The organism is Bacillus sp. GbtcB10 (genome assembly GCF_019091365.1).
GTDB classification, from domain to species: domain Bacteria; phylum Bacillota; class Bacilli; order Bacillales; family Bacillaceae; genus Bacillus; species Bacillus altitudinis.
Map to the genome: position 1 here is coordinate 473,692 of NZ_JAGXJP010000002.1, position 26,797 is coordinate 500,488.

General features: G+C 41.1%; 21 protein-coding genes. 8 read left to right on the forward strand and 13 right to left on the reverse strand.

Annotation, left to right across the window (positions count from 1 at the left end; translation table 11 throughout):
• Positions 1 to 90 precede the first annotated feature (90 nt).
• Positions 91 to 480, reverse strand: a complete 390-nt coding sequence (gene tagD, locus KVT11_RS07790) for a glycerol-3-phosphate cytidylyltransferase (protein WP_008343212.1) — start codon at positions 478 to 480, stop codon at positions 91 to 93.
• Positions 481 to 848: 368 nt separating this feature from the next.
• Here tagD and KVT11_RS07795 point away from each other — a divergent pair, with 368 nt between their 5' ends.
• Complete coding sequence (locus KVT11_RS07795; protein ID WP_116306325.1) at positions 849 to 1,619, forward strand: WecB/TagA/CpsF family glycosyltransferase; 771 nt, start codon at positions 849 to 851, stop codon at positions 1,617 to 1,619.
• An 11-nt stretch (positions 1,620 to 1,630) separates the two neighbouring features.
• Positions 1,631 to 2,818 carry a CDP-glycerol glycerophosphotransferase family protein gene (locus KVT11_RS07800; protein WP_116306327.1) on the forward strand — a complete coding sequence of 396 codons (1,188 nt, stop codon included), beginning with the start codon at positions 1,631 to 1,633 and terminating at the stop codon, positions 2,816 to 2,818.
• A 17-nt stretch (positions 2,819 to 2,835) separates the two neighbouring features.
• Here the strand turns inward: KVT11_RS07800 and KVT11_RS07805 are convergent, their stop codons facing one another.
• A complete protein-coding gene (locus KVT11_RS07805) occupies positions 2,836 to 5,466 on the reverse strand; it encodes an N-acetylglucosaminidase (protein ID WP_210552226.1) in 2,631 nt (876 codons plus the stop codon).
• A gap of 322 nt (positions 5,467 to 5,788) precedes the next feature.
• Between KVT11_RS07805 and KVT11_RS07810 the strand changes: the two genes are divergently transcribed.
• Positions 5,789 to 9,403, forward strand: a complete 3,615-nt coding sequence (locus KVT11_RS07810; protein ID WP_057078970.1) for a CDP-glycerol glycerophosphotransferase family protein — start codon at positions 5,789 to 5,791, stop codon at positions 9,401 to 9,403.
• Positions 9,404 to 9,450: 47 nt separating this feature from the next.
• On the opposite strand, the gene manA is transcribed toward KVT11_RS07810, so the two are convergent.
• The 11 genes from manA to KVT11_RS07865 all read right to left on the reverse strand — a co-directional run bounded on the left by manA (position 9,451) and on the right by KVT11_RS07865 (position 20,953).
• Positions 9,451 to 10,401 carry a mannose-6-phosphate isomerase, class I gene (gene manA, locus KVT11_RS07815; RefSeq protein ID WP_007499909.1) on the reverse strand — a complete coding sequence of 317 codons (951 nt, stop codon included), beginning with the start codon at positions 10,399 to 10,401 and terminating at the stop codon, positions 9,451 to 9,453.
• Between the two features lie 147 nt (positions 10,402 to 10,548).
• On the reverse strand, positions 10,549 to 11,370 hold the full coding sequence (locus KVT11_RS07820; RefSeq protein ID WP_007499907.1) for a carbohydrate ABC transporter permease: 822 nt from the start codon (positions 11,368 to 11,370) through the stop codon (positions 10,549 to 10,551).
• The gene (locus KVT11_RS07825; RefSeq protein WP_024719268.1) at positions 11,367 to 12,338 is read right to left on the reverse strand and encodes a carbohydrate ABC transporter permease; all 972 of its coding nucleotides are present in this window, start codon (positions 12,336 to 12,338) and stop codon (positions 11,367 to 11,369) included. The genes KVT11_RS07820 and KVT11_RS07825 overlap by 4 nt, the downstream gene beginning before the upstream one ends.
• Before the next feature lie 58 nt (positions 12,339 to 12,396).
• Positions 12,397 to 13,665, reverse strand: coding sequence for an ABC transporter substrate-binding protein (locus tag KVT11_RS07830; protein WP_035389707.1), 1,269 nt, complete (start codon positions 13,663 to 13,665; stop codon positions 12,397 to 12,399).
• A gap of 99 nt (positions 13,666 to 13,764) precedes the next feature.
• Positions 13,765 to 15,186, reverse strand: coding sequence for a response regulator transcription factor (locus KVT11_RS07835; protein WP_116306329.1), 1,422 nt, complete (start codon positions 15,184 to 15,186; stop codon positions 13,765 to 13,767).
• Complete coding sequence (locus KVT11_RS07840) at positions 15,180 to 16,622, reverse strand: sensor histidine kinase (protein ID WP_116306331.1); 1,443 nt, start codon at positions 16,620 to 16,622, stop codon at positions 15,180 to 15,182. The genes KVT11_RS07835 and KVT11_RS07840 overlap by 7 nt, the downstream gene beginning before the upstream one ends.
• The gene (locus KVT11_RS07845) at positions 16,619 to 17,620 is read right to left on the reverse strand and encodes a sugar-binding protein (protein ID WP_116306333.1); all 1,002 of its coding nucleotides are present in this window, start codon (positions 17,618 to 17,620) and stop codon (positions 16,619 to 16,621) included. The genes KVT11_RS07840 and KVT11_RS07845 overlap by 4 nt, the downstream gene beginning before the upstream one ends.
• Before the next feature lie 70 nt (positions 17,621 to 17,690).
• Positions 17,691 to 18,146: a GNAT family N-acetyltransferase gene (locus KVT11_RS07850; RefSeq protein ID WP_116306335.1), complete on the reverse strand. Its 456-nt coding sequence runs from the start codon at positions 18,144 to 18,146 to the stop codon at positions 17,691 to 17,693.
• Between the two features lie 113 nt (positions 18,147 to 18,259).
• Positions 18,260 to 18,868, reverse strand: coding sequence for a bifunctional 4-hydroxy-2-oxoglutarate aldolase/2-dehydro-3-deoxy-phosphogluconate aldolase (locus tag KVT11_RS07855; RefSeq protein ID WP_116306337.1), 609 nt, complete (start codon positions 18,866 to 18,868; stop codon positions 18,260 to 18,262).
• Positions 18,840 to 19,856, reverse strand: coding sequence for a sugar kinase (locus KVT11_RS07860; RefSeq protein WP_116306339.1), 1,017 nt, complete (start codon positions 19,854 to 19,856; stop codon positions 18,840 to 18,842). The genes KVT11_RS07855 and KVT11_RS07860 overlap by 29 nt, the downstream gene beginning before the upstream one ends.
• Positions 19,857 to 19,942: 86 nt before the next feature.
• Positions 19,943 to 20,953, reverse strand: coding sequence for a LacI family DNA-binding transcriptional regulator (locus KVT11_RS07865; RefSeq protein ID WP_210552227.1), 1,011 nt, complete (start codon positions 20,951 to 20,953; stop codon positions 19,943 to 19,945).
• A gap of 257 nt (positions 20,954 to 21,210) precedes the next feature.
• Here KVT11_RS07865 and kduI point away from each other — a divergent pair, with 257 nt between their 5' ends.
• The 5 genes from kduI to KVT11_RS07890 all read left to right on the forward strand — a co-directional run bounded on the left by kduI (position 21,211) and on the right by KVT11_RS07890 (position 26,633).
• Positions 21,211 to 22,038, forward strand: coding sequence for a 5-dehydro-4-deoxy-D-glucuronate isomerase (gene kduI, locus KVT11_RS07870; RefSeq protein ID WP_065461193.1), 828 nt, complete (start codon positions 21,211 to 21,213; stop codon positions 22,036 to 22,038).
• A 4-nt stretch (positions 22,039 to 22,042) separates the two neighbouring features.
• Entirely contained in the window at positions 22,043 to 22,816 is a 774-nt protein-coding gene (kduD, locus tag KVT11_RS07875; protein WP_017368170.1) for a 2-dehydro-3-deoxy-D-gluconate 5-dehydrogenase KduD, read from the forward strand.
• 104 nt (positions 22,817 to 22,920) lie between these two features.
• The gene (locus KVT11_RS07880; protein ID WP_017359996.1) at positions 22,921 to 24,387 is read left to right on the forward strand and encodes a spore germination protein; all 1,467 of its coding nucleotides are present in this window, start codon (positions 22,921 to 22,923) and stop codon (positions 24,385 to 24,387) included.
• Positions 24,388 to 24,390: 3 nt separating this feature from the next.
• Positions 24,391 to 25,491 (forward strand): GerAB/ArcD/ProY family transporter, encoded by a 1,101-nt coding sequence (locus KVT11_RS07885; protein WP_079919212.1) that lies wholly within the window; start codon positions 24,391 to 24,393, stop codon positions 25,489 to 25,491.
• Positions 25,488 to 26,633 carry a Ger(x)C family spore germination protein gene (locus tag KVT11_RS07890; RefSeq protein ID WP_116306345.1) on the forward strand — a complete coding sequence of 382 codons (1,146 nt, stop codon included), beginning with the start codon at positions 25,488 to 25,490 and terminating at the stop codon, positions 26,631 to 26,633. Before KVT11_RS07885 ends, KVT11_RS07890 begins: the two co-directional genes overlap by 4 nt.
• Positions 26,634 to 26,797: the final 164 nt, after the last annotated feature.

Sequence of the window (26,797 nt, forward strand, 5' to 3'; positions counted from 1 at the left end):
GCTCTCCTTAAAATTCATGATAACTCGCTCATTGTATTTCACATGAAAAAGCACTTCTCACCAAAAGATAAGAAGTACTTTTTTCATCTATTAAAGTCCAGCAATTTCTTCCTTAATTTGAGTTGTCGAGATACCTTCTGTTCTCTTCAAGTAAACGACTTCGCAATGCTCTTTCAAGAAATCGAATTTACCTTCCCAGTCATCTCCCATGACAAAGACATCAATGTCATGTTCTTGTACATCGCGGACTTTTTGATCCCAGCTGTTTTCTGGAATAACTTCGTCTACATAACGAATAGTTTCAAGAATCAGCTTTCTATGCTCGTAACTGTGATAAGCTTTTTTTGATTTTTGTAGATTAAACTCGTCTGTAGAGATGGCCACCACTAAGTAATCTCCGAGCTGCTTTGCACGTTCTAGCAGCTTAATGTGCCCCCAGTGTAATAAATCAAATGTACCGTAAGTAATAACTTTCTTCATTGCAAACATGAACTCCTTTCTTTCATCCTTATTCGTCTGCTTCAAGCAGTAATGTTATCCGTAATCCTATTATCATCGATCATTTTTTCGCTCTTCGGAACTTCATTATATCACAACGCCTATGAAAGGTTAAGAAAATGTAAAGACAAACTATTTCCAATTTATTGGGTGCAGGAGTAGAACACCGAGAAATCAATATTTCACAAAGGATCGTCCATATGAATTAATGAAAATGTCACGAAATTTAAAGGATTGTAAAGTTATTGTTAATATTTCATGGAGCAACTGTGATAAAATGATGAGTAGGCGAAGAATGAATTTACAATGAACGTTTCATAGATAACAAAATGAAAAAGGAGGTCTGAACAATGCAAACAGAAGTGGTCTCTAACCTTTCTTATGTAAATGGTGACTTAGATGAATTTATTAACTATATCAACCAGCATCATATTTCCAAGAGAAGAGGCGCCATGATTGCGACAGTGAATCCAGAGATCGGCTATGCTGTCATGAAGGATGATGCATATCATCAAGTCGTTTCTTCCGCGGATTATGTACTGCCGGATGGTGTAGGTGTTGTGTTGATGTCACGCATGACGCAAAGTCCATTGAAATCAAGAATTGCAGGTTTTGATGTGTTTATGTCTATGCTTGATCTCGCAAACAAGCAATCTAAAAGTATCTTTTTATATGGGGCGAAAAAAGAAGTGCTTGAGGCTGTCAAACAGCGAATTGATACGGAATATCCGAATGTGGTGATTGCAGGCAGCTGTGATGGTTATCAAGCGGATAAACGGTTTGTGGCAAAACAAATTGCTCGTTCAAAAGCAGATATGGTGTTTGTTGCTTTAGGTTATCCAAACCAAGAGAACTTTATTTATGAATACCGTCATTTGTTCCCGCAAGCTGTTTGCATCGGTTTAGGCGGAAGCTTTGATGTATTTAGCGGAACGGTGAAGCGTGCACCACGCTGGATGATTAAAACAAATACGGAATGGCTGTACAGACTCATTGTCAATCCGTGGAGATGGAAACGAATGCTGAATATCCCAAAGTACGCTTTTGCCGTATTAAAAGAAAACAAAGGGAAAAAGCGCTACTATCCTGAGCAAGTAAAAGATCAGACGAAGCAGCTGTGAGAGACTGATACATGATGAATATACACTCAATGATCATCTCATGCTATGCAGCTTTTGTTTCTTTTGCTGGATGGCTCATGAGCGGCGTGAAACCTCGTGACAATCAGGTGACGCTGCTTGTTTCATTCCAAGAGAATGCAGCTGCTCTCATCGATACTTATCAACAACAGGCGAATATGACAATGAAGCTCACTGTCCTCTATACGAAGCATGCTTCCGTGATAGAAAAGGACGTGCCTCATGTGTCATTTCGCTATTTTCATGAAAAAAATCCCTTTCATCTCATTCAATGTATCTATACGATGCTAAAAAGCAAAGTTGTCGTCACAGATAATTATTTTCTGATGACAAGTGTGCTAAGAAATAGACCTTCTACCACTTGTATTCAAGTGTGGCACGCCAATGGTGCTTTGAAAAAGTTCGGTCTTGAAGACGCTTCAAATCATCACCGTAGTTCTCGTGATCTGCAGCGTTTCAAGCGGGTCTATGCGTCTTTCGATTATATCGTTACTGGCTCAGATCACATGCGCGAGATTTTCAAAACTTCATTTGGCGTCAACGACGATCGTTTTTTGCCAACAGGTGTACCCTTCACAGATGCGTACTATGATGAGCGCCCTATTTCCTTTCAGACGGATATTTTTCCAAAAGGCAAAAAAATGCTGCTGTATGCGCCGACCTACCGGGACTTTGCAATGGACGGTCTTGTCTTACCTTTTTCTAAAGAACAATTGCAGAGTGAGCTGAATGGCGACTATATTCTGCTCGTCAAACTTCATCCTGCGGTGAAACATTTAGCCAAAGCAGAAACAGATGGTGAGTGGATCTTTGATGTGTCCGATCAGCCGCTCTTTCCATTGCTCTCTGTATGCGATGTCCTGATTACAGATTATTCGTCTATTGTGTTTGAATATGCGCTGCTCCAAAAGCCTGTGTTGTTCTTCACTTACGATCTAGAGACTTATCGCACAAAACGCGGCTTAGTCGAACGTTATGAAGACATCATTCCAGGAAAGGCTTGTGTCACTCAAGCTATGCTCTTAACGGAGCTTAAGCAGCTAAACGAATCAGCCAATCAAGACTTATTGAAAACCTTTGCTGAGGAATGGAACCAATATTCAAAAGGAGAATCAAGTCTACAGCTTCTTTCCTTTATTGAACATCAGCTCTTACACAAAAAACGTCCGGCTTCTCATTAAGAAGCACGGACGTTTTTTTATTTGTTATACACGGGGATATCATAATACAGCGTATAGTTATCAAGTAAGTTATACAAACTATACATACGAGTGACCTGTTTAGAAGCCCAGCCAATATCTGTTGCATATTGGTGAGTCGCTGTCGCAGACCACCGCATTTTGTAAATGGTATCTTGTTTGTATGTGGCGTTATTGATGTAGCTGTTGCCAATGAATTTTGCCCCGCCAATAATGGCTGCCTCTGGTGTGAACCATTGCTGTTCATACGCATACTTTGCACCGAGGTAATTCGGGTTACTGTCATATGCACCAATGCCATACATGTTGTACACGATTCTATCATTAAACTTCGTACCGTTCGCTAAAATGGAACTGCCGTTGCCTGTTTCCAGCAATGCATGTGAAATGAGATAGATTTCGTTAATATGATACGTTTTTGCTGCTGTGATAAAGGCTTGTCCTTTTCCGGCAAGAATCCCTTTGCCTGCTAAAATCTTCGTATTCACTTCAGTCGGATTGAGATTTGCAGCTTCAGAGAGTTTGAGAAATTGAAAATAAGATTGAGTGCCCTCCGCGATATTCGCTGGGTCTACATATTTTAATACTTCTGCTGAACTCGCATTTCTCCAGCCGAGGCTGATCTTGATCCAGTTGCCTTCTTTTCCAAGCTGCTTCACTTTTGTCCCTTTGTTCAGCTGTGCGACGATGTTGCTAGCCGAACTTGAATCAGGTGTAGAACGTACATTTAGCCCGTCTGTATTCACTGTGGACGTCGCTGGGTCTACATATGTCGCATAGACATAGGCTGCACCATCTGTCTGCGGTGACACCTTCATTTGTTTGTTTACCATCTCATTGACTGTGAGGTTATAATTCGTCTGCATCACCATTGGACCGTTTTTGATTTTTGTCGCTGTGGCTGTCCAGCCGTATTGGCTTTTCACAAAAGCAATGGCCGCATTCGCATTTGGTAACCCTGTAAACTGCTGTGTGATGTTGATTTTATATACCGGTTTTGTCGTTGTTGTATAAGCAGCTGGTTCATTTCGCTTTTTGAAGAATGTCATGCCTTGGTCTCTTAAGGCAGCAGTCGAAATGACCCCTGTTTTGATCTGATATTGACCATAATCAGTTGCTCCCGTTTTTTGAGCGGCTGCTTTCATTTTTTGTTTGGTTAAATAACTTAAGGCTTGATTCAGTTTTGTCTGATTCACAGTCGCCTCTGTCGTAATACGGTATTGCTTAACAGCTTCTGTTAATGTTTTTGTACTGCTGGCAACTCCATTTTTCTTGATGATCTCTTGCGCTTGCTTTACTTTGCTTTGATCATATACAGGGGTTGTCATTAGGCTGTATGCTTTACTGACGGCTTGTCCCTTGCCTGTTGTGATGCTGCTTGTCACCTTTTGTGCTTTTAAGTATGCAGCACCTTTATTTACTTTTGTCTGATCCGTTGCTTGATTCACAACAAGTCGATACGTGCTGTCAGATGCTTTGCCTGTTTTTTTCGTTGTGGCGGATACTTTTTTCTTTTGGAAAAATGCCGTTGCTTTTTTCGCTTGATCATCGCCCAAAAGATTCCCAGTCACTACTTGATATGGCTGTGTAGAGGAGATCTTTTTAGACGTATAGCGCCATTTCTTTTTCTTGAAAAAGGCAACTGTTTTTGCGTAAGTTGTGTCATTTAATTTATTGAGCTTTACGATATAATTTTTCGTTTTTCCTACTCGCTGCACAGTCCCCGACGCACCAGCTTGTTTCTTAATCTGAGCCGCCGCTGAGGCTGCTTGCTTATTGTCTTTGAAATAGCCTGATTCCATGCTATATACATTTTTAACAGCTCCAGCCTTCTGAATCTTTCCGCTGATTTTCGCTTCTTTTTGCAGCTGGGTCAGAAGGGTTTGCGCTTTAGACTGATTCGTTTGTGCAGCAGATGTGACGATGTAATACGGTTTGCCTGCTGCTACCGTTTGGAGTACTGCTTTTAAACCAGATTCCTTTTGAAAACCTTGCAGGATGGTATTTGCCTTACTCTGTCCGACCATATTGCCTGAGATCAGCTGATACACGGTGCCAGCTTTGTTTTCGGTTTGATATGTACTAGTGACTCCAGCCTGTTTTTGTAGTTCGGTTTGAATATTTTTGACTTTCGTTTCAGAATCAATGGCTCCTGAAATGACCTGATAAGATGGTCTGCTTTGATTGATAGCTTCATACGTGCTATTGAGTCCTGATGTTTTCGTCAGCTCGAGCGTCAGTTTTTTCGCCTGACTTTCATCGTTGATTGGATCAGATACGATTTTCTGTAAAGGAAGGCGGTCACCTACTGGAGACACCGTACCGCTCATGCCTAACTCTTTTTTTAATGCAGCGGCACTTGCATTAGCTGCTACTTGTGAGTCATATCCTGAGGCAGTTAGCTGATAGGTCGATGTATTTCCTGACGTTTGATAAGTGGCTGTCCATTTCTTATCCTTTTTCAACGTGTCAACCGCTTTTTTCACTTCTGCTTCTGTTGTAAATACTTTTGAGGTGCTAATCGTATAAATGGATTGATCGACATAGGAGGCTGCTTGCACTTCTTTGCCTGTGTGTAATGTCATACCAAAGGCAGCTGCGAGTAACATAATCTTGATGGTTTTTTTCACGGTCCCTGTCCCTCTCTTAACTTTGCATAATAGTCTACTAATCTCTTTATCGACAAAAACACCAGACTTTTTTAACAAAATAAGCTTAATATATTTAAATTCACCTATGAAAAGTGACATTTTTGGGGGACTTTCACCTCAATACATCATCTTAAATTTACTTTAAAGATATAGTGATTTCTTAATTTCCCTTTAAAGGTATGGTATCATTTAGTATCATTTAGCATCATTAGAATTTATAGAAATTTCAAATTCACTTGTATTTTATATCACAACGAATTTCTTGACTTTTTCAATAGTAATCTCCAAAGGAGTCATAATGATGAACAAGAAAATTTTTAAACGTCAGAAAAAAATATTAAAACGAAAAATAAAATTTTTGAAAGACCCTTTAATGAATTTTATAAAGGATAAAAGACACCAAAGAAACAATTTATATGCATACTATTATCAACGTTTTGATGTTGTTGAAAAAACCGTACTATATGAATCTAGAGACGGAAAAAGTATGACCGATAGCCCATTAGCCATTTTTGAATATTTGTTACATCAGCCTCATTTCAAAGACTATACACATATTTGGTCAATTGATGATTTTGAAATATTAAAACCAATTTTAGATAAGTATACCGATTATAAAAACATCATTTTTGTAAAGCGAAATTCTAAAGATTATTTGAAATACTTAGCAACTGCAAAATATTTAATAAACAACTCTACTTTTCAACCATTTTTTATATGTAAAAAGGAACAAGTCTATATCAATACATGGCATGGCACACCATTGAAATATATGGGCTTTGATATTCCAGGAAACCCTGCACATTCTCAGAATGTATTGAGAAATTTTTTGAGCTCAGATTATCTCATTAGCCCAAATGAACATACAACAAGTATGTTTATAAATAGCTATAAGTTGAAACATCTTTTCTCGGGAAAAATTATAGAAGAAGGGTATCCAAGAATTGATTTAACGTTGAATACTGATTCCCTTGAATTTAAAAAAGATCTTCACTCTTTTGGAGTAGACCTTTCTTTAGACAAAAAAACCATTGTATATGCACCTACTTGGAAAGGGACAAGTGTAGGTAAAGTTAAAAACAATTTAACTCAGATCACTTCTGACCTGAATTACTTACATGAACGCTTTAGTCAAGAATATAATATCCTTCTTAAGCTTCATCCATTTCTGTATCACCAAGCCAGTCAATCAGCAGAATTACAAGGTCGGCTGATACCAGACTTTATCGATACAAATATGCTGCTAAGTGCGACCGATTTATTGATTACTGACTATTCAAGTATATTTTTTGATTTTCTAGTTACAAATAAACCCGTTCTTTTTTATATGTGGGATGCAGATGAATATAATGAAGAGCGAGGCATGTATTTTAATCTTAAAGACCTTCCTGGTCCCCGCCTTTATAACATTAAAAATTTGGCAGATTCGATTGCTCATATAGAAGACATAAATTCACAATTTAAACGTCAGTATGATCAATTTAAACATGACTTCACAAAACATGACGATGGTAAAGTGACTGAGAGAGTTGTTAAATCTATTTTCAACAATGAAACGGAAGACATCCGTTTCATCAATGCTCTTCATGAAAAGAAAGAAAAGATATTGATTTACCCTGGGGGAATGAAAAATAATGGTATCACTTCCTCTTTCATTAATTTAACACAAAATATTGATTATCATAAATATGATGTTAGTTGCTATATGAGCACACCAAACTCCAAAGAGGTATTAAATAATATTGCAAAAGTCAATAAAAATGTCAGGTTTATTTTCAAGCCAGGCCTACCTGTCTACACTTTACAAGAAGTTTATAAAGATAAATTCATTCATAATCGTGGAGTAACCAGTAAATTCGGGGAAAAGCTCTATCCACAAGATGCTTATTCCAGAGAATTTAGTCGCCTTTTCGGAAAATCCACTTTTGACCATGTCATTGATTTTAGCGGATATAGTTTATATTGGGCTAAATATCTCGTTTCTGCAGATGCTAAAACAAAAATATGTTTTATGCATAATGATCTTCTCTCTGATAGCGAAAGAACGATCAATGGTAAGAAGCCTCATAAAATAAATTTGAGAGGTTTATTCACCATATATCATAAATTTGATAAATTGGTCAGTGTTTCTAAAGGCACAATGGAATTGAACAAACAAAATTTATCTCACTATGCAGATGAAAGTAAGTTTGATTATGTGATGAACTCAATCAATCCAGACAAAATATTAGGAATAGAATTACAATCTGGTGACCAAAACACATCAAGCCTTATCCAATCGAATAAACCTTTTAAATCAAGAGCAAAAATTCTAAGCAGCAAACATGATAAAATCTTCACTACGTTAGTAGAAGATAACCTGTCCACTTTTTCAAGCAAAGAGTTTGAAAACAATGTAGTGATGATTACAAGAAAAGCTGTAACAAAACAAAACGAAGTTTTATATAAGTTCTCTTATGAAGATCATGTTGTGGGATGGCTAAATAAAGATGCTTTTAAACTTCTTCCAGATAGTATTATATGTGAAGAAGAAGTTCATAAATTAGCATTAATCACCAACCCTAAACATAATGATATTTGGACGAAACCCTTTAAAACGAGGGGAATTAAAAAGGTTTCTTCGAGTCACCCCTATAAGAATATTATGGTAGAGATAGACCGAGAAGCTAGAACTGAACGTTCACTCTACTGCAGATTCTATATCAACAAACAACTAATAGGCTGGATAGACTCATCTGCACTAAAAATACTGAAGAATTATGAAGTAAATAGTGTTCAATCTGAGGAAAAGCAAGTCATGATGGAAAAAGAAATACAAACATTATTGAACAAAAATTACCACGAACATGCAGAGTTTATTCGCTCATTGCCTAATAGAACACTTTTAGAAAGAAATATAAATAAAAAAATGAAAATTGTCCATACAGAGAATCATACAATATGGACAAAAGCATATCCAAATTTCGGATATGAAGAAGTTTGCAGCGCTGAGTTATATAAAGGTGCTATTGTGACTGTACACAAGAGCCATAAAACAAAAGAAGCGACATATTACCAATTCTCTTTAGATAAAAAAGTGATTGGATGGTTACATGTAAAAGCGTTTAAAACATTAGATCATCAAACTATTTTAAATCGTAAAGAAGTGAGCTACTCTGCTTCTCTTCATTTGAACGAATTTAAAATTTATAGCAAAACGAACGAAGATACTAGGTTTAAAGTCTTGAAAGATTTTTATCTTTACAATCAAAAAGAAGTTGATATTACAGAAGAAATTACCACACCTATATCAACTTACTGTTCCATAGTGTTTAATAACGAAAAAGTAGGCTGGGTAGATAAAAAAGCGATTGAAATTCTTGAAGTTCGAGGGTTTGAAATAGGAAATGAATTTGTTCCTTACCCTTCCAAAAAACACTATAATTTTGTTAATATGGGACGTCTGTCTCCAGAAAAAGGGCAAGATAATTTAATTACTGCTTTTAAACAACATTTAGAAACAAATGCAAACAGCAGACTATATATTCTCGGCGATGGTCCTCTTAAAAATGACCTTCTAAAGTTAATAGACGAATTAGAATTGCAAAACTATGTGTTTTTAGTTGGCCAAGTTGAAAATCCATTTACCGTCCTAAAAATGTGTGACTGCTTTGTTTTATCATCACACTATGAAGGCCAGCCAATGGTACTTTTAGAAGCCATGACGTTAGGAATGGATATCTTGGCAACAGATATTATTGCAAATCGAACAGTTTTAGAGAATGGCAAATATGGTGCTTTAGTCAATAACAGTGTCGATGGACTTGTAGGAGGGCTAAATAACTTTAGTAATCATACAAATCCTGCTTATGCTCCATTCAATTATAAAGAGTACAATAAAAAAGCAATGGATACTTTTTATAAAGTGTTAAATTAACTAAAAAAGACTTTCAAGCTCTATTCCATGCTTGAAAGTCTTTTTCTTTATATATGTGACACAATCAGTTCACAAGATCCTTCAATTGTGAAGTTCCCTGTTTCAGCAGGCAGGATAAAATGGGCTCCTTTTGGCAGCGGATATGTATGCCCATTATGCTCTAAGGACCCTTCCCCATTAATAACGCTGCACAGCAAAAACGGATAATCTTGCGATAGCTCTACTTTTTGATCAATTTCCCATTTATACACAGAGAAGTATTCTGCTTCTACAAATGTTCTAATGGTCACCCCTGGACGAGTTTCTACTGATTCATCTGCATAACCGTCTACATGAGGAACCGTTGTGACATCAATGGCCTGCGTGAAGTGAAGTTCACGTTCATGGCCATTTTGGTCTTTTCGTTCATAATCATACACCCGATAGGTCGTATCTGAACTTTGCTGCGTTTCAAGAACCAGTGTGCCTTCACATAGCGCATGAATGGTACCGCTTGGCACATAATAAAAATCGCCCGGCTTAATTTTCACTCGCCGCAAAAGGCCTTCCCAATCTCCGCTGTTCATCATGGTCACAAGCTCAGTTCTCGTCCTTGCATTATGACCGTAGATCATTTCTGCGCCTTCTTTGCAGTCAATGATATACCAGCACTCTGTTTTTCCAAGCTCGCCATTTTCATGTCTTTCCGCATAATCATCATCTGGATGAACTTGAACGGATAAATCTTGGTTTGCATCTAAAATTTTTGTTAAGAGCGGGAAGCGATCGCCTTCAATTCCCCCAAACAATTCTCTGTGATTGTCCCATAGTTCGATCAGCGTTTTCCCTTTATATGGACCGTCTTGCACGACACTTGGTCCGTTTGGATGAGCAGAAATTGCCCAGCATTCTCCCGTTTGATCAGAAGGAATATCATAGCCAAATTGATCCCTTAAGGCTGTACCTCCCCATATTCTCTCCTTCAATTCAGGCAGTAAAAAAATTGGTGACTGCTTCATTCAGGATGACTCCTCCCTTTGCTACCCTTTGATAATCCTTGCCTAGCATGATGAAAACTAGCAAGTCTCAACTTTTATTATGACGCTATCTAAAGAGAAGTCAATCCTTTCAGTACACCAAATGAAAACGATAACAAGAAAATCAATTTACCCTTTGACAGAGCCTGCAAGAAGCCCTTTCACAAAGTATTTTCCAAGTAGAATATAGACCAAAAGTGTTGGCAGCGCAGCCAAGATGGCACCTGCCATTTGAACATTCCATTGCACAATTTGACTGCCTGATAAATTTTGCAGTGCAACCATGACCGGCTGATTCTCTGCTGTGGTCATAGTGACCGCAAATAGAAACTCATTCCACACATTTGTGAACTGCCAAATGGCAACCACGACAAACCCTGTGATGGAAAGCGGAAGAATCATATGTCTGAAGATCCCGATAAATCCGGCCCCATCCATCTTCGCTGATTCAATCATTTCATCAGGAATGCTTACATAAAAATTGCGGAACATGAGTGTTGTGATTGGCAGGCCATATACGACATGAACAAGCACAAGTCCCGGAATGGAGTTATACAAGCCGATTTCACGTAAAAATTGAATAAGTGGAATGAGGATACTTTGATATGGAATAAACATACCAAACAACATGAAGGTAAACACCACTTCTGATCCTTTAAAGCGCCATTTAGACAGCACATAGCCATTCATCGCACCTAATACAGCTGACAATAAGGTAGCAGGAATGACTAGATAAAGAGAATTCATTAAATTGGGTGATAACTTTTCAAAAGCGATTTTGTAGCTTGAGAAATCTAGTGTAGATGGGAGCGACCACATTCGCTCAAGGGTCACTTCACCTAATGGCTTTAAGCTTGTGACGAGCATGACATAAACAGGCATGAGAAAAAACAAACTGCACAGTATTAATAAAGCATAAAGAACTGGACGGACAAACCCTCTTGCGATCATGATGAAGCCCCCTTCCGACTAGACAGGAGATACGGCACGATAAAGACCGCAACAGAAATCAGCATAACGATCGCAATGGCGGCACCACCTGCATAATGGTTTCCTCTAAAGGTCATTTCAAACATATAAACACCTGGCACATCGGTGACAAAGTTTGCACCTGGTCCTGTCATCGAGTAAATCAAATCGAAGATCTTTAAAGAAATATGTGCCATGATAATGACGACACTCGCTGTGATTGGTTTTAACAGCGGGAAAATGATTTTCCAGTAGATTTGCCACTCGGTTGCGCCATCCATTCTAGCAGCCTCTCTCACTTCCTCTGGAATACCTCTAAGACCAGCCAAATACATCGCAAGTGAGAACCCTGTCATCTGCCACACAGCAGCGATGACAACTGCAATCATTGCTGCCGGTACACCAAACTCAATTTTCCCCCAGACAAATCCAGCTAAAATGTTCGTATCCGTGTACCACTTGGGCTGGATGCCGAGTGTTTTTAAAAACAGATTCACCCCAGTTGATGGATTTAGGATCCATTGCCACACAACACCTGTGACCACAAAGGAAAGGGCCATCGGAAAGAAGAAGAGATTCCGAAAAAGTGATTCCCCCTTGATCTTCTGGTCTAGTAAAATGGCCAGTACAAGCCCAGAAGCAATGACTGCTCCAATAAAGAATAATGTAAAAAAGACCGTGTTTCGAAGATCTGACTGAAAGCGAAAATCTTGAAACAGCATGACATAATTTTTCATACCTGCGAAAGAAAAATCAGGAACAAGCGAGGTCCAGTTCGATAATGAAACATATCCTGTCCAGCCAATAAATCCATAAACAAAAATGAATAATAAAACAGCTGACGGTGCTAAAAATAGCAGGGCAAGCAGCTGGTCTCCATTCCATTTTTTCCGAACACGTTTCACTTTTGCTGCTGGTGTTTTTGTGATCGGCGATGTGTCCATGCGCATGAAGCTACACTCCTTTTTTTAAAAAAGAGGCGGTGCCTAACGGCCGCCTCTTTCATCTTTATTTCATTGAATCTTTTAAAGAAGAAACGAACTGACTGCTGTCTTTTTGTGTCACGAAAATATTGACGGCTTGGTTCGCCTTCGTGACAAAACCTTCTTCAGCAGCTGAGCCATGCGCAAGAGACGGTGCCAGCTTTGACTCTTTAAACGCCTTCATTGCTGATTTTCCGTATTCATCATATTTTGATACATCTGCATCCACACGTGCCGGTATGGACCCTTTCAGCGGATTAAACGCATCCTGTCCTTCCACAGATCCTAAGACAGATAAGAATTTTTTCACGTTTTCTGGCTGTTTGACACCTTTCGGCAGTCCGAATGTATCCGTGATAACCATAAAGCTACCCTCCGTACCAGGAGTTGCCACGTATCCAAAGTCTTTATTCACCTTCAAATCTAAATCATTCACAAAATATCCTTTTGCCCAATCGCCCATGACATTCATTGCAGCTTCCCCTTTTGCCACGAGTTGTGAGGCATCCTGCCAGTTACGCGAGCTATGATCGTCGTTGACGTATTCGAGCATACGTCCAAAGATGTCTGCCGCTTCCTTCACTTTTGCATCATCCATTTTTAAGTCGCCCGCCCAAAGTTTTTGATAGTCATCTGCACCTAGTACACCTAGAAGAACGCTTTCAAACAAATGAGTCGCTGCCCAAGGTTCTTTATCCCCCAGCGCAAGTGGTGTAATCCCTTTTTTCTTTAAGGCATCGGCTGTTTTGAAAAATTCATCAAACGTCGTTGGCGGCTCTAAGCCCTGATCTTCAAATACTTTTTTGTTATACCAAAGCACATTGCCTCTATGAATATTCACTGGAACGGAATAGATTTTCCCGTCTTTGCTCACAAGGTCAATCAGTGATTCTGGAAATTTATCCTTCCAGCCTTCTTTCTCATAAAGGTCATCCAGCGGCTCCATTTTACCTGCGGCTACCCAGCTCTCATTCAGCTCTGCTCCCCCGTGTACTTGGAAAGTAGCTGGCGGATCATCTCCTTGCATCCGGCTTGTTAGAACAGCCTTTGCATTCGTACCAGCGCCACCAGCGACAGCTGCATTTTCAATTGGAATGTCTTTATTTTTCTCTTCAAACAATTGAATGAGTGCCTTCAGCCCGTCTTCCTCACCTGCACCAGTCCACCAAGAGAAAATTTCTAGTTTCTCCGCTCCGCCCTCTTTTTTTGCATCTGAGTTCGTCGATGAACTGCAAGCAGAGACGACCAGCATACAGAGTGCCAATAAAGTAAAGCCTAATTTAAACTTCATCATGGATCCCCCATCCCTATTTTGTAAGCGTTATCAAAATAAGTATACTGGCAGATCCTTTCCTTTTTTCAGGCAAACTTCTTCACTTTTTTATGAAATTCTTCATTTTTTTACGACCTGTTTTCGATATTCCTTCGGTGAACAGCCAACCATTTTTTTAAACACACGACTGACGTAATTCGGATCAGTATATCCTGCTTGATAGGTGATTTCTTTTAAACTAAGCGAACTCTCTTTCAGTAGCTTCTTCACTTTATCCATTCTACAGGTCGTCACATATTCTTTAAACGTCAGACCTGTCTCATCCTTAAAGCGTTTGGTGAAATACGTCGGGCTTAAATCAACATAGGCGGCCGTTTGCTCCAGCGTAATATGTTCGCAAAAATGTGTTTGAATGTATCGTTTCGCCCGTTCCATATCATTCACCGTCTGGGTTCTTGCTTCATACAGATCAAATAAATGTTCACAGCATTGGCGGCATTCTGTTTCTGTTGTGATAGCTAGAATCGGCACATCTGCACGAAGTCGTGATTTGAGTAAAATGAGCAGCTCTTTCACATGAGAAATGGTTGCCCCTTCTAATTGGAAGGCATCATAGTAAGCAAGAGCATCATCTCTTCTCCCTTCTTCTAGTGCCAGCATCATGTCATCGGCAAGCTCAGGCAAGTTGATCAATACGTAAGATTGTCTATCTGTATAGTAAAAGCCATAACGAACCGCACCGTCATCTTTTTTTCGCTGATAATAGGAAAGCTTCGCTTCTGCCGCACTTTTCTGAAGTTGAAGTGGATTTGAGACAGGATGACCCATGCCAACAATGACAGGGGAATGCTGCGCGCTTGTCATGGCAGCGCGAATGGCTTGCAGTACATTCGCCTTTAGATGACCAGGTGATTGACGGCAGTAAATCAAGCATGTGAACAGCTCACCGCTCACTTTGATAGGCACTGCTTGAAAAAGAGCAGACTCCTGCAAATGATTCAGGAGTTGATCCCCGCCTGTCCGCTGAACAGCGATCACTAGACCTGCTTGAAAATCCTGAAACAGCCGCTCAAACGCTGTGGAGGAATAAGATTGACCGTTCACCACATGAGCTTCCAGCCATTTTGACTGCTGATTGACTTTCTCCGCCTGCCGCAGGGAGACCTCCTGCTGAATTTCTGCCGCAACAGAACGAATCGCTGTAATGGTTTCGTCTTTATCAGCTGGTTTGACAAGGTATTGTTTGACCCCTTCCTGCATGGCTTGCTTGGCATAATCAAACGTATCGTAGGCTGTCAGCATAATAAATTTAGTATGAGGACAGCTTACTTTGATCTGTTTGATCGCTGTGAGTCCATCCATGCCTGGCATCTGAATATCCATGAGCACAAGGTCAATTGACTTAGACTGCGCCAATTCCACCGCATTTTTTCCATTCGCAGCTTCCCCTGCAATATGACAGTCTGGCAGCCATTCGGTCATGAACTTACGCATCGCCATTCGTTCAATTTTTTCATCATCCACAATCAGCACGTTCAGCATGCTCGTTCCTCCTTGATTGGTATTGTCAATTGAATGGTGGTCCCTTCGTTTGGCTTTGAATCAATTTGAAGGGCATCCTGCACTCCGTAAAACAAACGCAGCCTCGACATCACATTTCGAAGACCAATTCCTGTCGAGTGACCTTTACTATGTGTGTCTTGATGATCTTCTTCCTCTTGCGATAGCAATCTCTTTTTCTCTTGATCACTGATGCCAAGTCCATTATCCCGAATCCGAATCATGACAAAGCCATCATCTCGATCAATAGAGAGCTCTACAAGCCCCTCCTCCTCTTTTGGTTCTACCCCATGAATAAAGGCATTTTCGACAAGCGGCTGCAATGTGAGGCTCGGAATGTGAACAGATAGACACGACTCATCTATGGTCGTTTTGCATGTAATACGATCGGAAAATCTTGTTTCTTGTATATGAAAATATTCTTTTACCACTTTCACTTCTTGTTCTAACGTAACAGATGCGCTGAGAGGAGATAGAGAATACCGCATCAGCGTAGAAACGGATTGTATCAATCTCGATGTCGCATCAGCTGATTCTAAGTACGCCATACGTGAAACGATGTTTAATGTATTAAATAAAAAATGTGGATTCATTTGATTTTGCAGTGTTTTCAGCTTCATGTCTTTAATTTTCTGATCTAAAGCGGCCTTTTGCTTCATCTCTTCAATCATTACCTTCATCTCTCGCCGCATTCGCTCAAAGGCATGATTTAACACAGAGATTTCGTCCTTTGATGACACATGCAAATTCGGACCATCAAAATTTCCTTCTGATACTTCTTTGGCACTTCGTGATAGATGAACGATCGGTCTTGAAATTCCGCCCGCAATGATATAGGCCATCCATAAAGCGATACCTATCGATAATGTAAACAGACATAGAGTAAAAAGCGCATACGTTTGATGTCTTTTTTGAAGGGATTGGTAGAGTACTTGATACTCGGATAATTCATCATCCAAAAGAGTCATTGTCTGCTCTTGGATATAAGAGGACACGGTTCTTACTTCTTTCACACTTGCAGCATATTCTTTGATTTTCCCTTCTTTGACATGATTCATTGTCGCATCACTTTCGTTTATGAGCGTCCGCATCATATATCGATATTTTTCAATGGAGGGGATGGCGGCATGAAGCCCTGCATCTTTGAGTAATGTTTGATCATATGATGTCATTTTCTGTTTTGATTCAGCATACCCCTTGGCAAACGCCTGATCCTTTTCGATGGCAAAGGCGTTGACCTTTTCATACATCGTTTTTGCTTCTGTCGAAATATCATTCAGCAGGAGAAAGGAACGAAAGCTCTTGCTATATTCTGATGTGATTTTTGAACTGCTCCAATACACAAAAAAAGCGGCCACATTACCAAGGAGCACAAGAATTAAAAATGCCAATAATAATTTACTTCGTATTTTTCTCATGGCTGAACCCCCTGTGGTCTTTCTGTTTGATGAAGGGGCAGGTCTCCTCGCCGAATCACACTCGTCCCTGTGTACTGAAGCGGTTCTTGTTTATCCCCTTGTTGCAAACGAACAAGAGATTCAACCGCTTGATAGCCCATTTCATAAGGGTGCTGTACAACCACTGCATCAATTTTCCCATCATCCAGCGCTTGAATCGTATCAGGCAGAGTATCAAATGCGAGCACATAAACATCTTTAGATGAATGATATTGCTCTGTTGCTTGAATAATGCCGACACCGTCTAATGCACTTGTTCCATAAAATGCGGTGAGCTGCGTATGATCATTTAACAATTTATACGCAGCACCGGAAGCACCTGATTTCGTAATCGCCGACTCTTCTATTCCAGCAATATGAATGCGTTTCTCACCAGAAACGGCATCTCGAAACCCCTTCACGCGAAGCTTCTGGTGAATCGCATCAAGCCGTCCCGTCACAATGCCCACATACTGTTCACCTTTTGTATCGGCGATGAGTGCCTGTCCGGCGATAAAGCCAGAATAATAGTTATCTGTTCCAACATACACTTGACGCTTGCTCCCCTCTGCATCGGTATCGACTGTGACGACATCTATACCTTTCTCTCTTGCTTTTTGAAAGAGCGGTTTGTATCTCTTTGCATCAAGCCCTTGCGTCATAATGCCATCCACATGACCAGCAATTGCCATATCAATGGTTTTCAGGTGATCATCCAAATCAGCCTGCTTTGGACCTAGGTATTCAAGATACACCCGATGAACTTCCGCCGCATCAGCAGCTCCCTTTTGCACCAATTGCCAATATTCATTATCAAGTTCCTCTGGTACAAGAACAAAGTGATATTGATAAGTTGATACCGCCTCATCGGAAGCGCTTTCAATTTTAACTAAATCTTGACCTAATATAGATAAAAAAAGAACAGATACGACACAAAATGTGAGAAATGCGCCCATTCCGAACAACTTCGACCATTTCATTCACATTCTCCTCCTTCCATTGTTGCCGCATAAAAAAAGAGCTGCTTATAAAAGCATACTCTCTCGACCTCTATAATTCCTTTGTCATAAATAAACTGTTCGGATCTTCTTGGTATGAACCAAAAGGCGGACAATATTGAAATCCAAAACTTTCATATAATTTTCTTGCCGGTTCAAAGAAAGCAATCGCACCTGTTTCAAGGCTGACTCTTTTATACCCCCGCCGCTTCGCCTCTTGGAGAAGGTGGGTCAACAGATGCTTCGCCACCCCTTTTCGCATATGGGCTGCTGCCGTCCTCATCGATTTGAGTTCACCATGTTCACTTGATAGCTCCTTGATGGCTACGCAGCCAAGAAGCACCTCTCCATCCCTTGCACTCCATACTGTGACATCATGTTTTTTCAGATCGTCTAACGGAAGGGCATGAATGCTTTCTGGTGGTGAATGTTTTTTCATCTCTTCTAAATGAGCTTGAATCAATTGTTCAATTTGACCATCTTTTAGTTCATCTTGTTGAATGTACATATCGACCTCTCCTTTATGCTCATTTTATGTGAAAAGAAGCGCCTTCCCATCTTTTATGTCAGATAAACGAACAAACAACCGGCAGTCATCAGCCGGTTGTTTGTTTATGTGAACTACATGATGGTGGAAGAAAGAACAGCCTGTAATTCTTCTGCTGTACTGCTTTCAAGCTGGCTGCCGACACCTACTGCCACGGCTCCTGCTTCAAGCCACTTTGGCACATCGACTGGATGAATGCCTCCTGTTGGGATGAACTCAATCTCTGGAAACGGACCTTGCAAATTTTTCATATAGGACAAACCGAAGGAGCCGCTCGGAAAAAGCTTTAACACGCTGTATCCATTTGCTTTTGCCTGCATAATTTCACTCGGGGTCAAAACACCTGGCACGTAGAGTGTATCGTGAAAAGATAGGTGCTCTCCGATAGTAGGAAGATATCCAGGGCTAACGATGAATTGAGAGCCGGCTTCAATGGCTGATTGTGCCTGCTCAAGCGTTGTAATCGTTCCGGCTCCGACAATCAAGTCGTCGTCATGCTGGTAAGATGCAATGATCCGCTCTGCATTGGGCGTGGTATATGTCACTTCGATGGCCCGCACCCCTTTTTTCTTTAAACGACCAATCATCTCTATCCCGTCTGCTTCACTACCTGCTCTGACCACCGCAATGAGTTTACAAGCTGCGAGCTTCTCTTTAACGCTCATACTTGCTGACTTTCCCATACCTTTCATCTCCCTTCATATCGTGTCGCCTTTGATATCGTTTGGCTTCTTTTATAAATGCCTGAAGCTCCTCACGAGTCGGCAGTCCCTCGTGATCTCCTGGGGACATGACTGCAAGTGCTCCAATGGCATTGCCTCTTGCAACCGATTTTTCATATGATAATCCGTCCAGCAGACCGCTCATCACTCCCACTGCAAATCCATCACCAGCTCCGACTGTATCCACGACATGAGACACATGGAAACCATCCACTACACCTTGGCCGGATGCACTTTTGAAATAGGCTCCTTCCGCTCCCAGTTTAATGACCACAAGCTTGACACCTTTTTGTAAATAAACATCCGCAATCGCTTCCGGCTCATGACATCCTGTGAGTCTTTGACCTTCTGCAAGCCCTGGAAAAAACCAATCTACTTGAGCAGCCATCTGGTTCACCGTATGAATCATGTCTTCTTCCTCTTCCCATAGTTGAAGTCTAAGGTTCGGGTCAAAAGAAATGGTTTTTCCTGCTTTCTTCATTTCTTTAAGGGCATGAAAAGAAAACGCTCTCATTTCACTAGACACAGCAGGCGGGATTCCGGTCATATGAAGATGTCCTGCCTGATGAAAATACGTGGACGGGAAATCGCTTGCGTTTAATGTGCTCGCAGCAGAGCCTTTTCGGTAATACGTCACATCAGGGTCTCCATCGATGACTTTTGATTTCAGCAATATCCCTGTTTTGGCCCCATCATTTGAACGGAGCACTGCCTTCGTATCGACCCCTTCTTTTTGAAGCTCTTCTAAAATAAATGTACCAAGTGAGTCCGCCCCGACCTTGCTCATCCAGCCTACGCTAAAGCCTAATCTTGCCAAACCGACCGCAACATTACTCTCTGCACCAGCAAGTGCTTTTTGAAACGTATGCACTTGGTGAAGCTCGCCAATTTCTTTTGCATAAAACATCGCCATTGATTCCCCAAATGTGATCACATCCAATGCTTTCACTGATTTCTCCCCTTTCTTGGTACCGGTTTCAAAACAGTTGAAAAAGAGAGAGCATGCACGTATGTATACTCTTCTCTGCCTGACGTTTATAAAGATTTTCTCACAATGATTTCTCCATCAAGTTGAATGGTCTGGGGTGCACTCTTATCTCCTTCAAGACGCGTCTTGATTTTTTGCATCGCCGCTTTCCCCATCTCATGAGATGGCTGCGCCACCGTAGTGATGCCTGGCCCGATCAGCTTATACCATTCTGTATCATCAAATCCGGCAATGCCTATCTCCTCAGGAATCTTCACCCCAAGATCGACGAGTTCACTGATGAGCTTCAGCATGAGTAATCCATTGCCTGCTAAAATCGCTTTTTTCTGATGGTTTGATTGTAAAAAACGACAAATCTCATCTCGCATTTGTTCCTTTTGCTTTAAATTGATTTCTGCAATCATAGGTGTCTTATGTTGACTCATGGCCGTCTGTTCATAGGCTTCTTTTCGTTCTTCACGAGGACTAATCCCATCGACCGGCTCAGTAAAGAAAGCGATATGTTCGTAGCCTTTTTCAACCATTTGGTGAAGTAGACGAGCCGTGATGTCACGGTTATTCGTTGTGACGGTATCGACCTTGAGTTCAGGTAACTTACGGTCAACAAGAACAATCGGTACACCATTTTGCTTAAAGTCTTGCAAAATGTCATTGTTTTGACCGGTGGTATTAATGATCAGTCCTTCAATATAATGCGCATTCAGCTTCAGAAGCATTTCTCGTTCTTTTTCTGGACGATTATCTGTGTTGCACACCATGATGCTGTATCCATATTCATCACAAATCTCTTCCACACCACGAAGTGTCGTAACAGAGAACGGGTTCGTAATATCAGCCACAATAAAACCAATGACCTTGCTCTTTCTTACTTTCAATCCTTGGGCAAGCTGACTCGGACGGTAATGGAGCTCCTCAATGGCTTTTTTAATCTTTTTTACCTTTTCAGGAGAAATTTCATTTGTTCTGCCATTGATGTATCTGGATACCGTTGATTTTGAGACACCTGCATATGCTGCAACTTCGTTAATGGTGACTTTCGTTTGCTTTTTCTCTTTCATACAAAAAACTCCCAAGATCGATCTTCTCATTTGTTTCGAAACCGATTTCAAATAAACTTAAAAAAAGCATACCACAAGTTCAGCTGTATCAGAAGATTTTTTTCATAAAAATGAAGAAAAAAAGCTTTTATACAAATAAAGAAAGCGATTACAAATTAACGGTTGACGCCGCTCTCTTTTTCCTCTAGAATTTTCCTTGAAACCGATACCAAATAAAATAATCATATGTTTCAGATGGAAAGGGAGGCTTATCTCAAATGGAAAATCGTTATGCTGTACATCCTGAGCAGGTCAAGCGTTTTACAACAGAGGAACTTCGTCGTCATTTTCATATTCCGACACTTTTTGTCAGTGGTGAATTGAAGCTGTATTATTCGCATGAGGACCGTGTGGTGATTGGCGGTGTTATGCCGACATCAGAACCGATCAAGCTAGATGCCGGCGACTTTTTACGTACAGAATATTTTCTTGAAAGACGGGAAATTGGCATTGTAAATGTCGGCGGCCAAGGTACGGTTACAGTCGATGGTGAGTCATTTATGCTGGAGCATAAAGATTTCTTATATATTGGACTTGGACACGAACAGGTACAGTTTGCTAGTTCATCAGGTGAGCAGGCCAAATTTTATCTTGTGTCAGCCACCGCTCATAGAGCGTATCCGACACAAAAGGCTGCGATCGCTGAATTAACACCGAATCATTTAGGGGAAGCATCCGCCTCGAACGTACGGAATCTGTATCAGGTCATTCATGCAGATGGCATCCAAAGCTGCCAGCTTATGATGGGCATCACTCAGCTTGAAACCAATAACACATGGAACACGATGCCTGCTCATATACATGACCGGCGGATGGAAGTGTACTTATATCTTGATATAGAGGAAGACGCACGTGTCTTTCATTTTATGGGGGAGCCATCTGAAACGAGACATCTCGTTGTGGCAAATGAAGAAGCCGTCATCTCACCTGCCTGGTCCATTCATTCAGGCTCAGGTACAGCAAATTATTCATTTATTTGGGCAATGGCGGGAGAAAACTATACGTTTAAAGATATGGACTTTGTCCCGATGGACCAGCTGAGGTAATGAGATGACGTCGACATCATATGTAGCGTCCCTCTTTTCCCTCGAAGGCAAAACAGCTCTTGTCACAGGTCCTGGAACTGGTATTGGGCAAGGGATTGCCGTAGCGCTTGCCCGTTCAGGTGCAGATATCATCGGCACCTACCACCATACGCCGCTTGATGAAACAAAAGAACTTGTCGAACAGACCGGCAGATCATTTCATGCGATTCAAGTAGACTTTTCAGATCCTCAGTCCGCAAAGCGGGATGTTGATGCCCTTTTAAAGCAGCATTCAATTGATATTTTGATTAATAATGCTGGGACCATTAAAAGAGAAGAGGCCGCTCAATATTCAGAGGAAAACTGGCATACTGTGATGGATGTGAATATCAACAGTCTCTTTTTCCTCACGCAAAAGGTCGGACAGCAGATGCTGAAAAAAGGGCGAGGGAAAATTGTCAATATCGCTTCCCTTCTATCATTTCAAGGTGGTGTCTTTGTTCCCGCTTATACAGCAAGTAAGCATGCTGTCGCAGGTTTGACGAAAGCTTTTGCAAATGAATGGGCAAGTCAGCATATTCAGGTCAATGCGATCGCACCTGGTTATATTGCAACCAATAACACGCAAGCCATTCGTGACGATGCGAACCGGAATGAAGAGATTCTGAAACGAATCCCCGCTGGACGCTGGGGACGGCCTGAAGATCTAGCAGGTGCCGCCGTCTTTCTCAGCTCCCCTGCCTCTGATTATATGAACGGTCATATTTTAGCCGTAGATGGCGGCTGGCTGGCGAGATAAACATGTGAAGAGAATTCCTATTTTAGGGGATTCTCTTTTTTCTATTTGCATAATTCTTCTCCTTCCGAGTCACTCTATAAAAAAAGACATGAGGGTGAGGTATTATGAAAAGTCGTATTGAACAAGATATAGAGTCCGTCATTCAGCGTGTCAAAAGCTTTGCCGGCAAAAGTGATGATATCGTGTTCCACTCTTTTTCATTTGGTCCTTCCGCTGTCTCTGCATGTCTCGTGTACGTTGAAGGACTCACAGAATTTGAGATGCTTTCCAAACAAATCATTTCACCTATGCAAAAGGAACTGACCATCACCAAGGTCGACCACACCACACTTTCTTCCCTTTCTAAAACGTTCTTTGGTATTCAAAATGATGTGCTGGAAGATATGAACCTTGCCATCGAGCAGTTATACAGCGGCAGGGCTATTTTATTTGTGGATAGGGCCACTCAAGCGCTTGCGCTCCATACGAATCTTTTTCAATTTAGAGAAGTAGAGGAGCCGCAATCAGAAGTCCTTGTAAGAGGACCCCGGATTGGATTTATTGAAAATCTTGAAAAAAACACGGCATTGCTTCGTGAAAGAGCAAATGATCCGAACCTTGTCATTCAAAAGGTAAACATAGGAACTCGCAACAAGAAATCTGCTGCTCTTGTGTATGTTCGTGATATCGCAGACCCCAAACTAGTAGATGATGTATTCTCTCGTATGAAGCAAATCAAAATGGATGATATTCCTGAGTCCGGCTATATTGAACAGTTGATTGAAGACAGTCATGTCTCTATTTTTCCACAGATTCAAAATACAGAACGTCCTGATCGGGTGATTGCCTCTGTGCTCGAAGGAAAGGTGTCTATTTTGCTCGATGGGACGCCGTTTGCCCTCATTATGCCGATGACTCTCACTGCCTTGATGCAATCACCGGAGGATTATTATCAAAGATGGACAAGTGCGACTCTTTTGCGTTTGCTCCGTTATATTGCCGTGCTTTTGACGATCTTTTTACCGGGACTCTATATCGCCCTTGTTTCCTATCATCCTGGTTTATTACCAACACGAATGGCACTGACCATCGCAGGCAGCCGGCAAAATGTGCCCTTTCCTCCTGTAGTGGAAGCCATTTTGATGTCGTTTACGATTGAACTGCTGCGGGAAGCTGGACTTCGTCTTCCTAGGGCGATTGGGCAGACGATTGGACTGATTGGCGGCGTCATTATTGGACAGGCGGCTGTCCAAGCCAATATCGTCAGTGCCTTAATGGTCATTATTGTGTCTCTGACGGCACTAGCCGATTTCACTGCTCCATCATATGATTTCAGCTTTCCCTTACGCATCCTGCGGTTTATGGCGATCTTCAGTTCAGCCATGTTTGGATTATACGGCCTCATCATGTGTTATTTATTTGTACTTTGTCACTTGATGCAGCTCAAGACCTTTGGTTTTGACTATTTCACACCTGTTTTGTCTTCACCGTTTTCAGATTTAAAAGATACGTACGTTCGTTTACCAATAGGGCTATTTAAATCGAGACCGAAAACAGCCAAGACAAAAAATCTCAAAAGACAAGGAGATTAAACGATGTACAGAGCTGAGAAGCTATCATTGTTACAAGTCACCATTCTGTGCAGTTCTACAATGATAGGCGCTGGAATTTTAACCATTCCACGCAGTTCTGCCAATTCAGGATTCCCTGATGGCTGGATCATTGTATTGATACAGGGAGTCATCTTTGCTTTCGTTGCTTTTTTGCTAGGTTGGATTGCGGAGAAGAATGCACCGGATACCATTTTTGAATCGAATACAAAAGGAGCCGGTGCATTCTTTGGCACGATCTTTAACCTAATGCTGATCGGTTATTTACTAGCCATTGTTGGCTTTGAGGCGCGTGTACTTGGGGAAGTGGTTCAATTTTTCCTGCTGCAATCGACCCCGATGACCGTGATTGTGATGATTTTTTTACTTGTGGCCACCTATCATTTAAAAAGCGGAATTTTTCCGGTAGTGAAAATGGTGACATATATATATCCGATGACCATGATCATTTACATTGGGCTCATGCTGTTTAGTTTGAAAATATTTGATTTTGATTACTTACGCCCGGTAATGAATCACGGTTTTAAAGATTTTAGTAATTTGTTCTCTCAAACATTTATTCAATTTACAGGCTTTGAAGTCATTTTGTTTGTCGTACCGCTTGTCTATAAGGACAAATGGCCAAAAGCGAAATGGGCCGCAGCGATCGGGGTGGGAATCACCTCTCTTGTGTATTCTCTCACGCTTTTTGTTGTGATCGGTTCAATGACGGTTGGAGAAACGAAATCACTCACCTGGCCCACTGTCTCACTCATTCAAGCGCTAGAACTAGAAGGGGTCTTCATTGAACGCTTTGATATTTTCTTACTGACGATCTGGACGTGCCAGCAGTTTATTTGTATGCTGGGCTTTTTCCAATTTGCGATTAAAGGCTGTCAAACGGTGTTTAAGACGACCAATTTAACGAGACTGCTATGGTTGCTGTTTTTGCTGACCTCAGCTCTCTCTCTTTTTCCGAGAAATATCAATGAAGTCTTTTACTACTCGACTTTACTCGGCTATGCATTATTCGTTGTGTTAGCGATTCCTTTTTTAACAGCTGTTCTGCTCATGATACGTAAAAAATGGGGAGGTCGATCTGCATGAAAGGACGGCGTTTATGGCTCACCTTTCTGTCTTGCTGTCTTTTGATTTTATCGACAGGCTGCTGGGACTTAAAGGATATTGAGAAATTATCGTTTGTGCGCGGTGTTGGCATTGACGAGGAAGATGATAACGGAGTCAAACTTACCTATCAAAACCTTGTCCCTAAAATGGGCGGAACACAAGAAGCAGATTCCCCTGGCTATGTGAATGTCGTCTCAAAGGGGAAAAATGTACTGGAAGCAGTCAGCAATGTCGCTTTGAAGGACCCGCCGATTTACAGTGATCACCTCAAAATCTTTTTGTTTGGCAAAAATCAAGCCGAGCATCATGATATTCAAGGAACACTCAACCACTTTATACGAGATGATGAGGTTCGAAGAAGCAGTTACCTCTTAGTGTCACGCCATGAGGCATCAAAAGTCATCAATCAAAAATTAAAATCACAACAAAGAGTTCCAGTCGAGCATATTTTTGAAACATCAAAAAACCGGAGCTTTAACGGGAAGATTTTACTGCCAACACGTATTGGCCGAGCGTCGGATTACTTTCAGATGGGTACAAGCTTTCTTGTCCAAAGTGTGGATGTCGTAAACGGAGAACTCACCTATGATGGTGCAGGCATTATCCATGGAAAAACACGAAAGCTGATAGGATTCATACCAGCAAAAGATGTCCAATCTTTAAACTGGGTCATGAATCGCATCTCAGGCGGAGTCGTACCCGCCACCTACAAAGGCTTTCCGATTACGTATGAAATCAAGAAAGCAAAATCAAAGATTGAACCCTATCTGAAGAACGGAAAGATTTCCTTTAAAATTAGTGTACAAACAAACGGAAAACTATCAGAAGATCAATATCCCCCTGAAAACTCATACGATGAGCAATACATCAAACGATTTGAGCGCATTTTTGAACGCAAAATCAAAGAGCGCATTCAAAAAGCTGTCCACCACATGCAAAAAGAAGTTGGCGTTGACCCGATCCTTTTAAATCGGCAGGTGCGCATCAAGTATCCAGACTTTTGGGATCAGCACCGTAATGAATGGGATACACTATTTCAAGAAGTAGACATTGCATATGACGTCAAAGTTAGCATTTTGAACTTTGGTGCAGAAGGCGCAACGAAAAGCTTTAAATGGTAGCACAAAAGGCGGTCATCCGCCTTAGATGGTTGACAAAGGGCTAAAATGAACTTTGTTTTAGCCCTTTGTCTTCTTTTCAGCGTGATAGAAAACCTTTGCAGTCTAGGAAGGACGAGTACCGGAGCGGAGCGAATGAAGGATTCGCGAGCACCGGCGCGCAGGAC

What these genes read in the sequence shown, in the direction of transcription:
- KVT11_RS07865 (WP_210552227.1), bottom strand. Translation starts at nt 20,953, where the DNA reads ATGAAAGAGAAAAAGCAAACGAAAGTCACCATTAACGAAGTTGCAGCA.
- KVT11_RS07880 (WP_017359996.1), top strand. Translation starts at nt 22,921, where the DNA reads ATGAAAAGTCGTATTGAACAAGATATAGAGTCCGTCATTCAGCGTGTC.
- KVT11_RS07830 (WP_035389707.1), bottom strand. Translation starts at nt 13,665, where the DNA reads ATGATGAAGTTTAAATTAGGCTTTACTTTATTGGCACTCTGTATGCTG.
- KVT11_RS07795 (WP_116306325.1), top strand. Translation starts at nt 849, where the DNA reads ATGCAAACAGAAGTGGTCTCTAACCTTTCTTATGTAAATGGTGACTTA.
- KVT11_RS07825 (WP_024719268.1), bottom strand. Translation starts at nt 12,338, where the DNA reads ATGCGCATGGACACATCGCCGATCACAAAAACACCAGCAGCAAAAGTG.
- KVT11_RS07845 (WP_116306333.1), bottom strand. Translation starts at nt 17,620, where the DNA reads ATGAAATGGTCGAAGTTGTTCGGAATGGGCGCATTTCTCACATTTTGT.
- KVT11_RS07840 (WP_116306331.1), bottom strand. Translation starts at nt 16,622, where the DNA reads ATGAGAAAAATACGAAGTAAATTATTATTGGCATTTTTAATTCTTGTG.
- KVT11_RS07820 (WP_007499907.1), bottom strand. Translation starts at nt 11,370, where the DNA reads ATGATCGCAAGAGGGTTTGTCCGTCCAGTTCTTTATGCTTTATTAATA.
- manA (WP_007499909.1), bottom strand. Translation starts at nt 10,401, where the DNA reads ATGAAGCAGTCACCAATTTTTTTACTGCCTGAATTGAAGGAGAGAATA.
- KVT11_RS07835 (WP_116306329.1), bottom strand. Translation starts at nt 15,186, where the DNA reads ATGCTGAACGTGCTGATTGTGGATGATGAAAAAATTGAACGAATGGCG.
- KVT11_RS07810 (WP_057078970.1), top strand. Translation starts at nt 5,789, where the DNA reads ATGAACAAGAAAATTTTTAAACGTCAGAAAAAAATATTAAAACGAAAA.
- KVT11_RS07800 (WP_116306327.1), top strand. Translation starts at nt 1,631, where the DNA reads ATGATGAATATACACTCAATGATCATCTCATGCTATGCAGCTTTTGTT.
- KVT11_RS07885 (WP_079919212.1), top strand. Translation starts at nt 24,391, where the DNA reads ATGTACAGAGCTGAGAAGCTATCATTGTTACAAGTCACCATTCTGTGC.
- kduD (WP_017368170.1), top strand. Translation starts at nt 22,043, where the DNA reads ATGACGTCGACATCATATGTAGCGTCCCTCTTTTCCCTCGAAGGCAAA.
- KVT11_RS07855 (WP_116306337.1), bottom strand. Translation starts at nt 18,868, where the DNA reads ATGGGAAAGTCAGCAAGTATGAGCGTTAAAGAGAAGCTCGCAGCTTGT.
- KVT11_RS07890 (WP_116306345.1), top strand. Translation starts at nt 25,488, where the DNA reads ATGAAAGGACGGCGTTTATGGCTCACCTTTCTGTCTTGCTGTCTTTTG.
- tagD (WP_008343212.1), bottom strand. Translation starts at nt 480, where the DNA reads ATGAAGAAAGTTATTACTTACGGTACATTTGATTTATTACACTGGGGG.
- KVT11_RS07850 (WP_116306335.1), bottom strand. Translation starts at nt 18,146, where the DNA reads ATGTACATTCAACAAGATGAACTAAAAGATGGTCAAATTGAACAATTG.
- kduI (WP_065461193.1), top strand. Translation starts at nt 21,211, where the DNA reads ATGGAAAATCGTTATGCTGTACATCCTGAGCAGGTCAAGCGTTTTACA.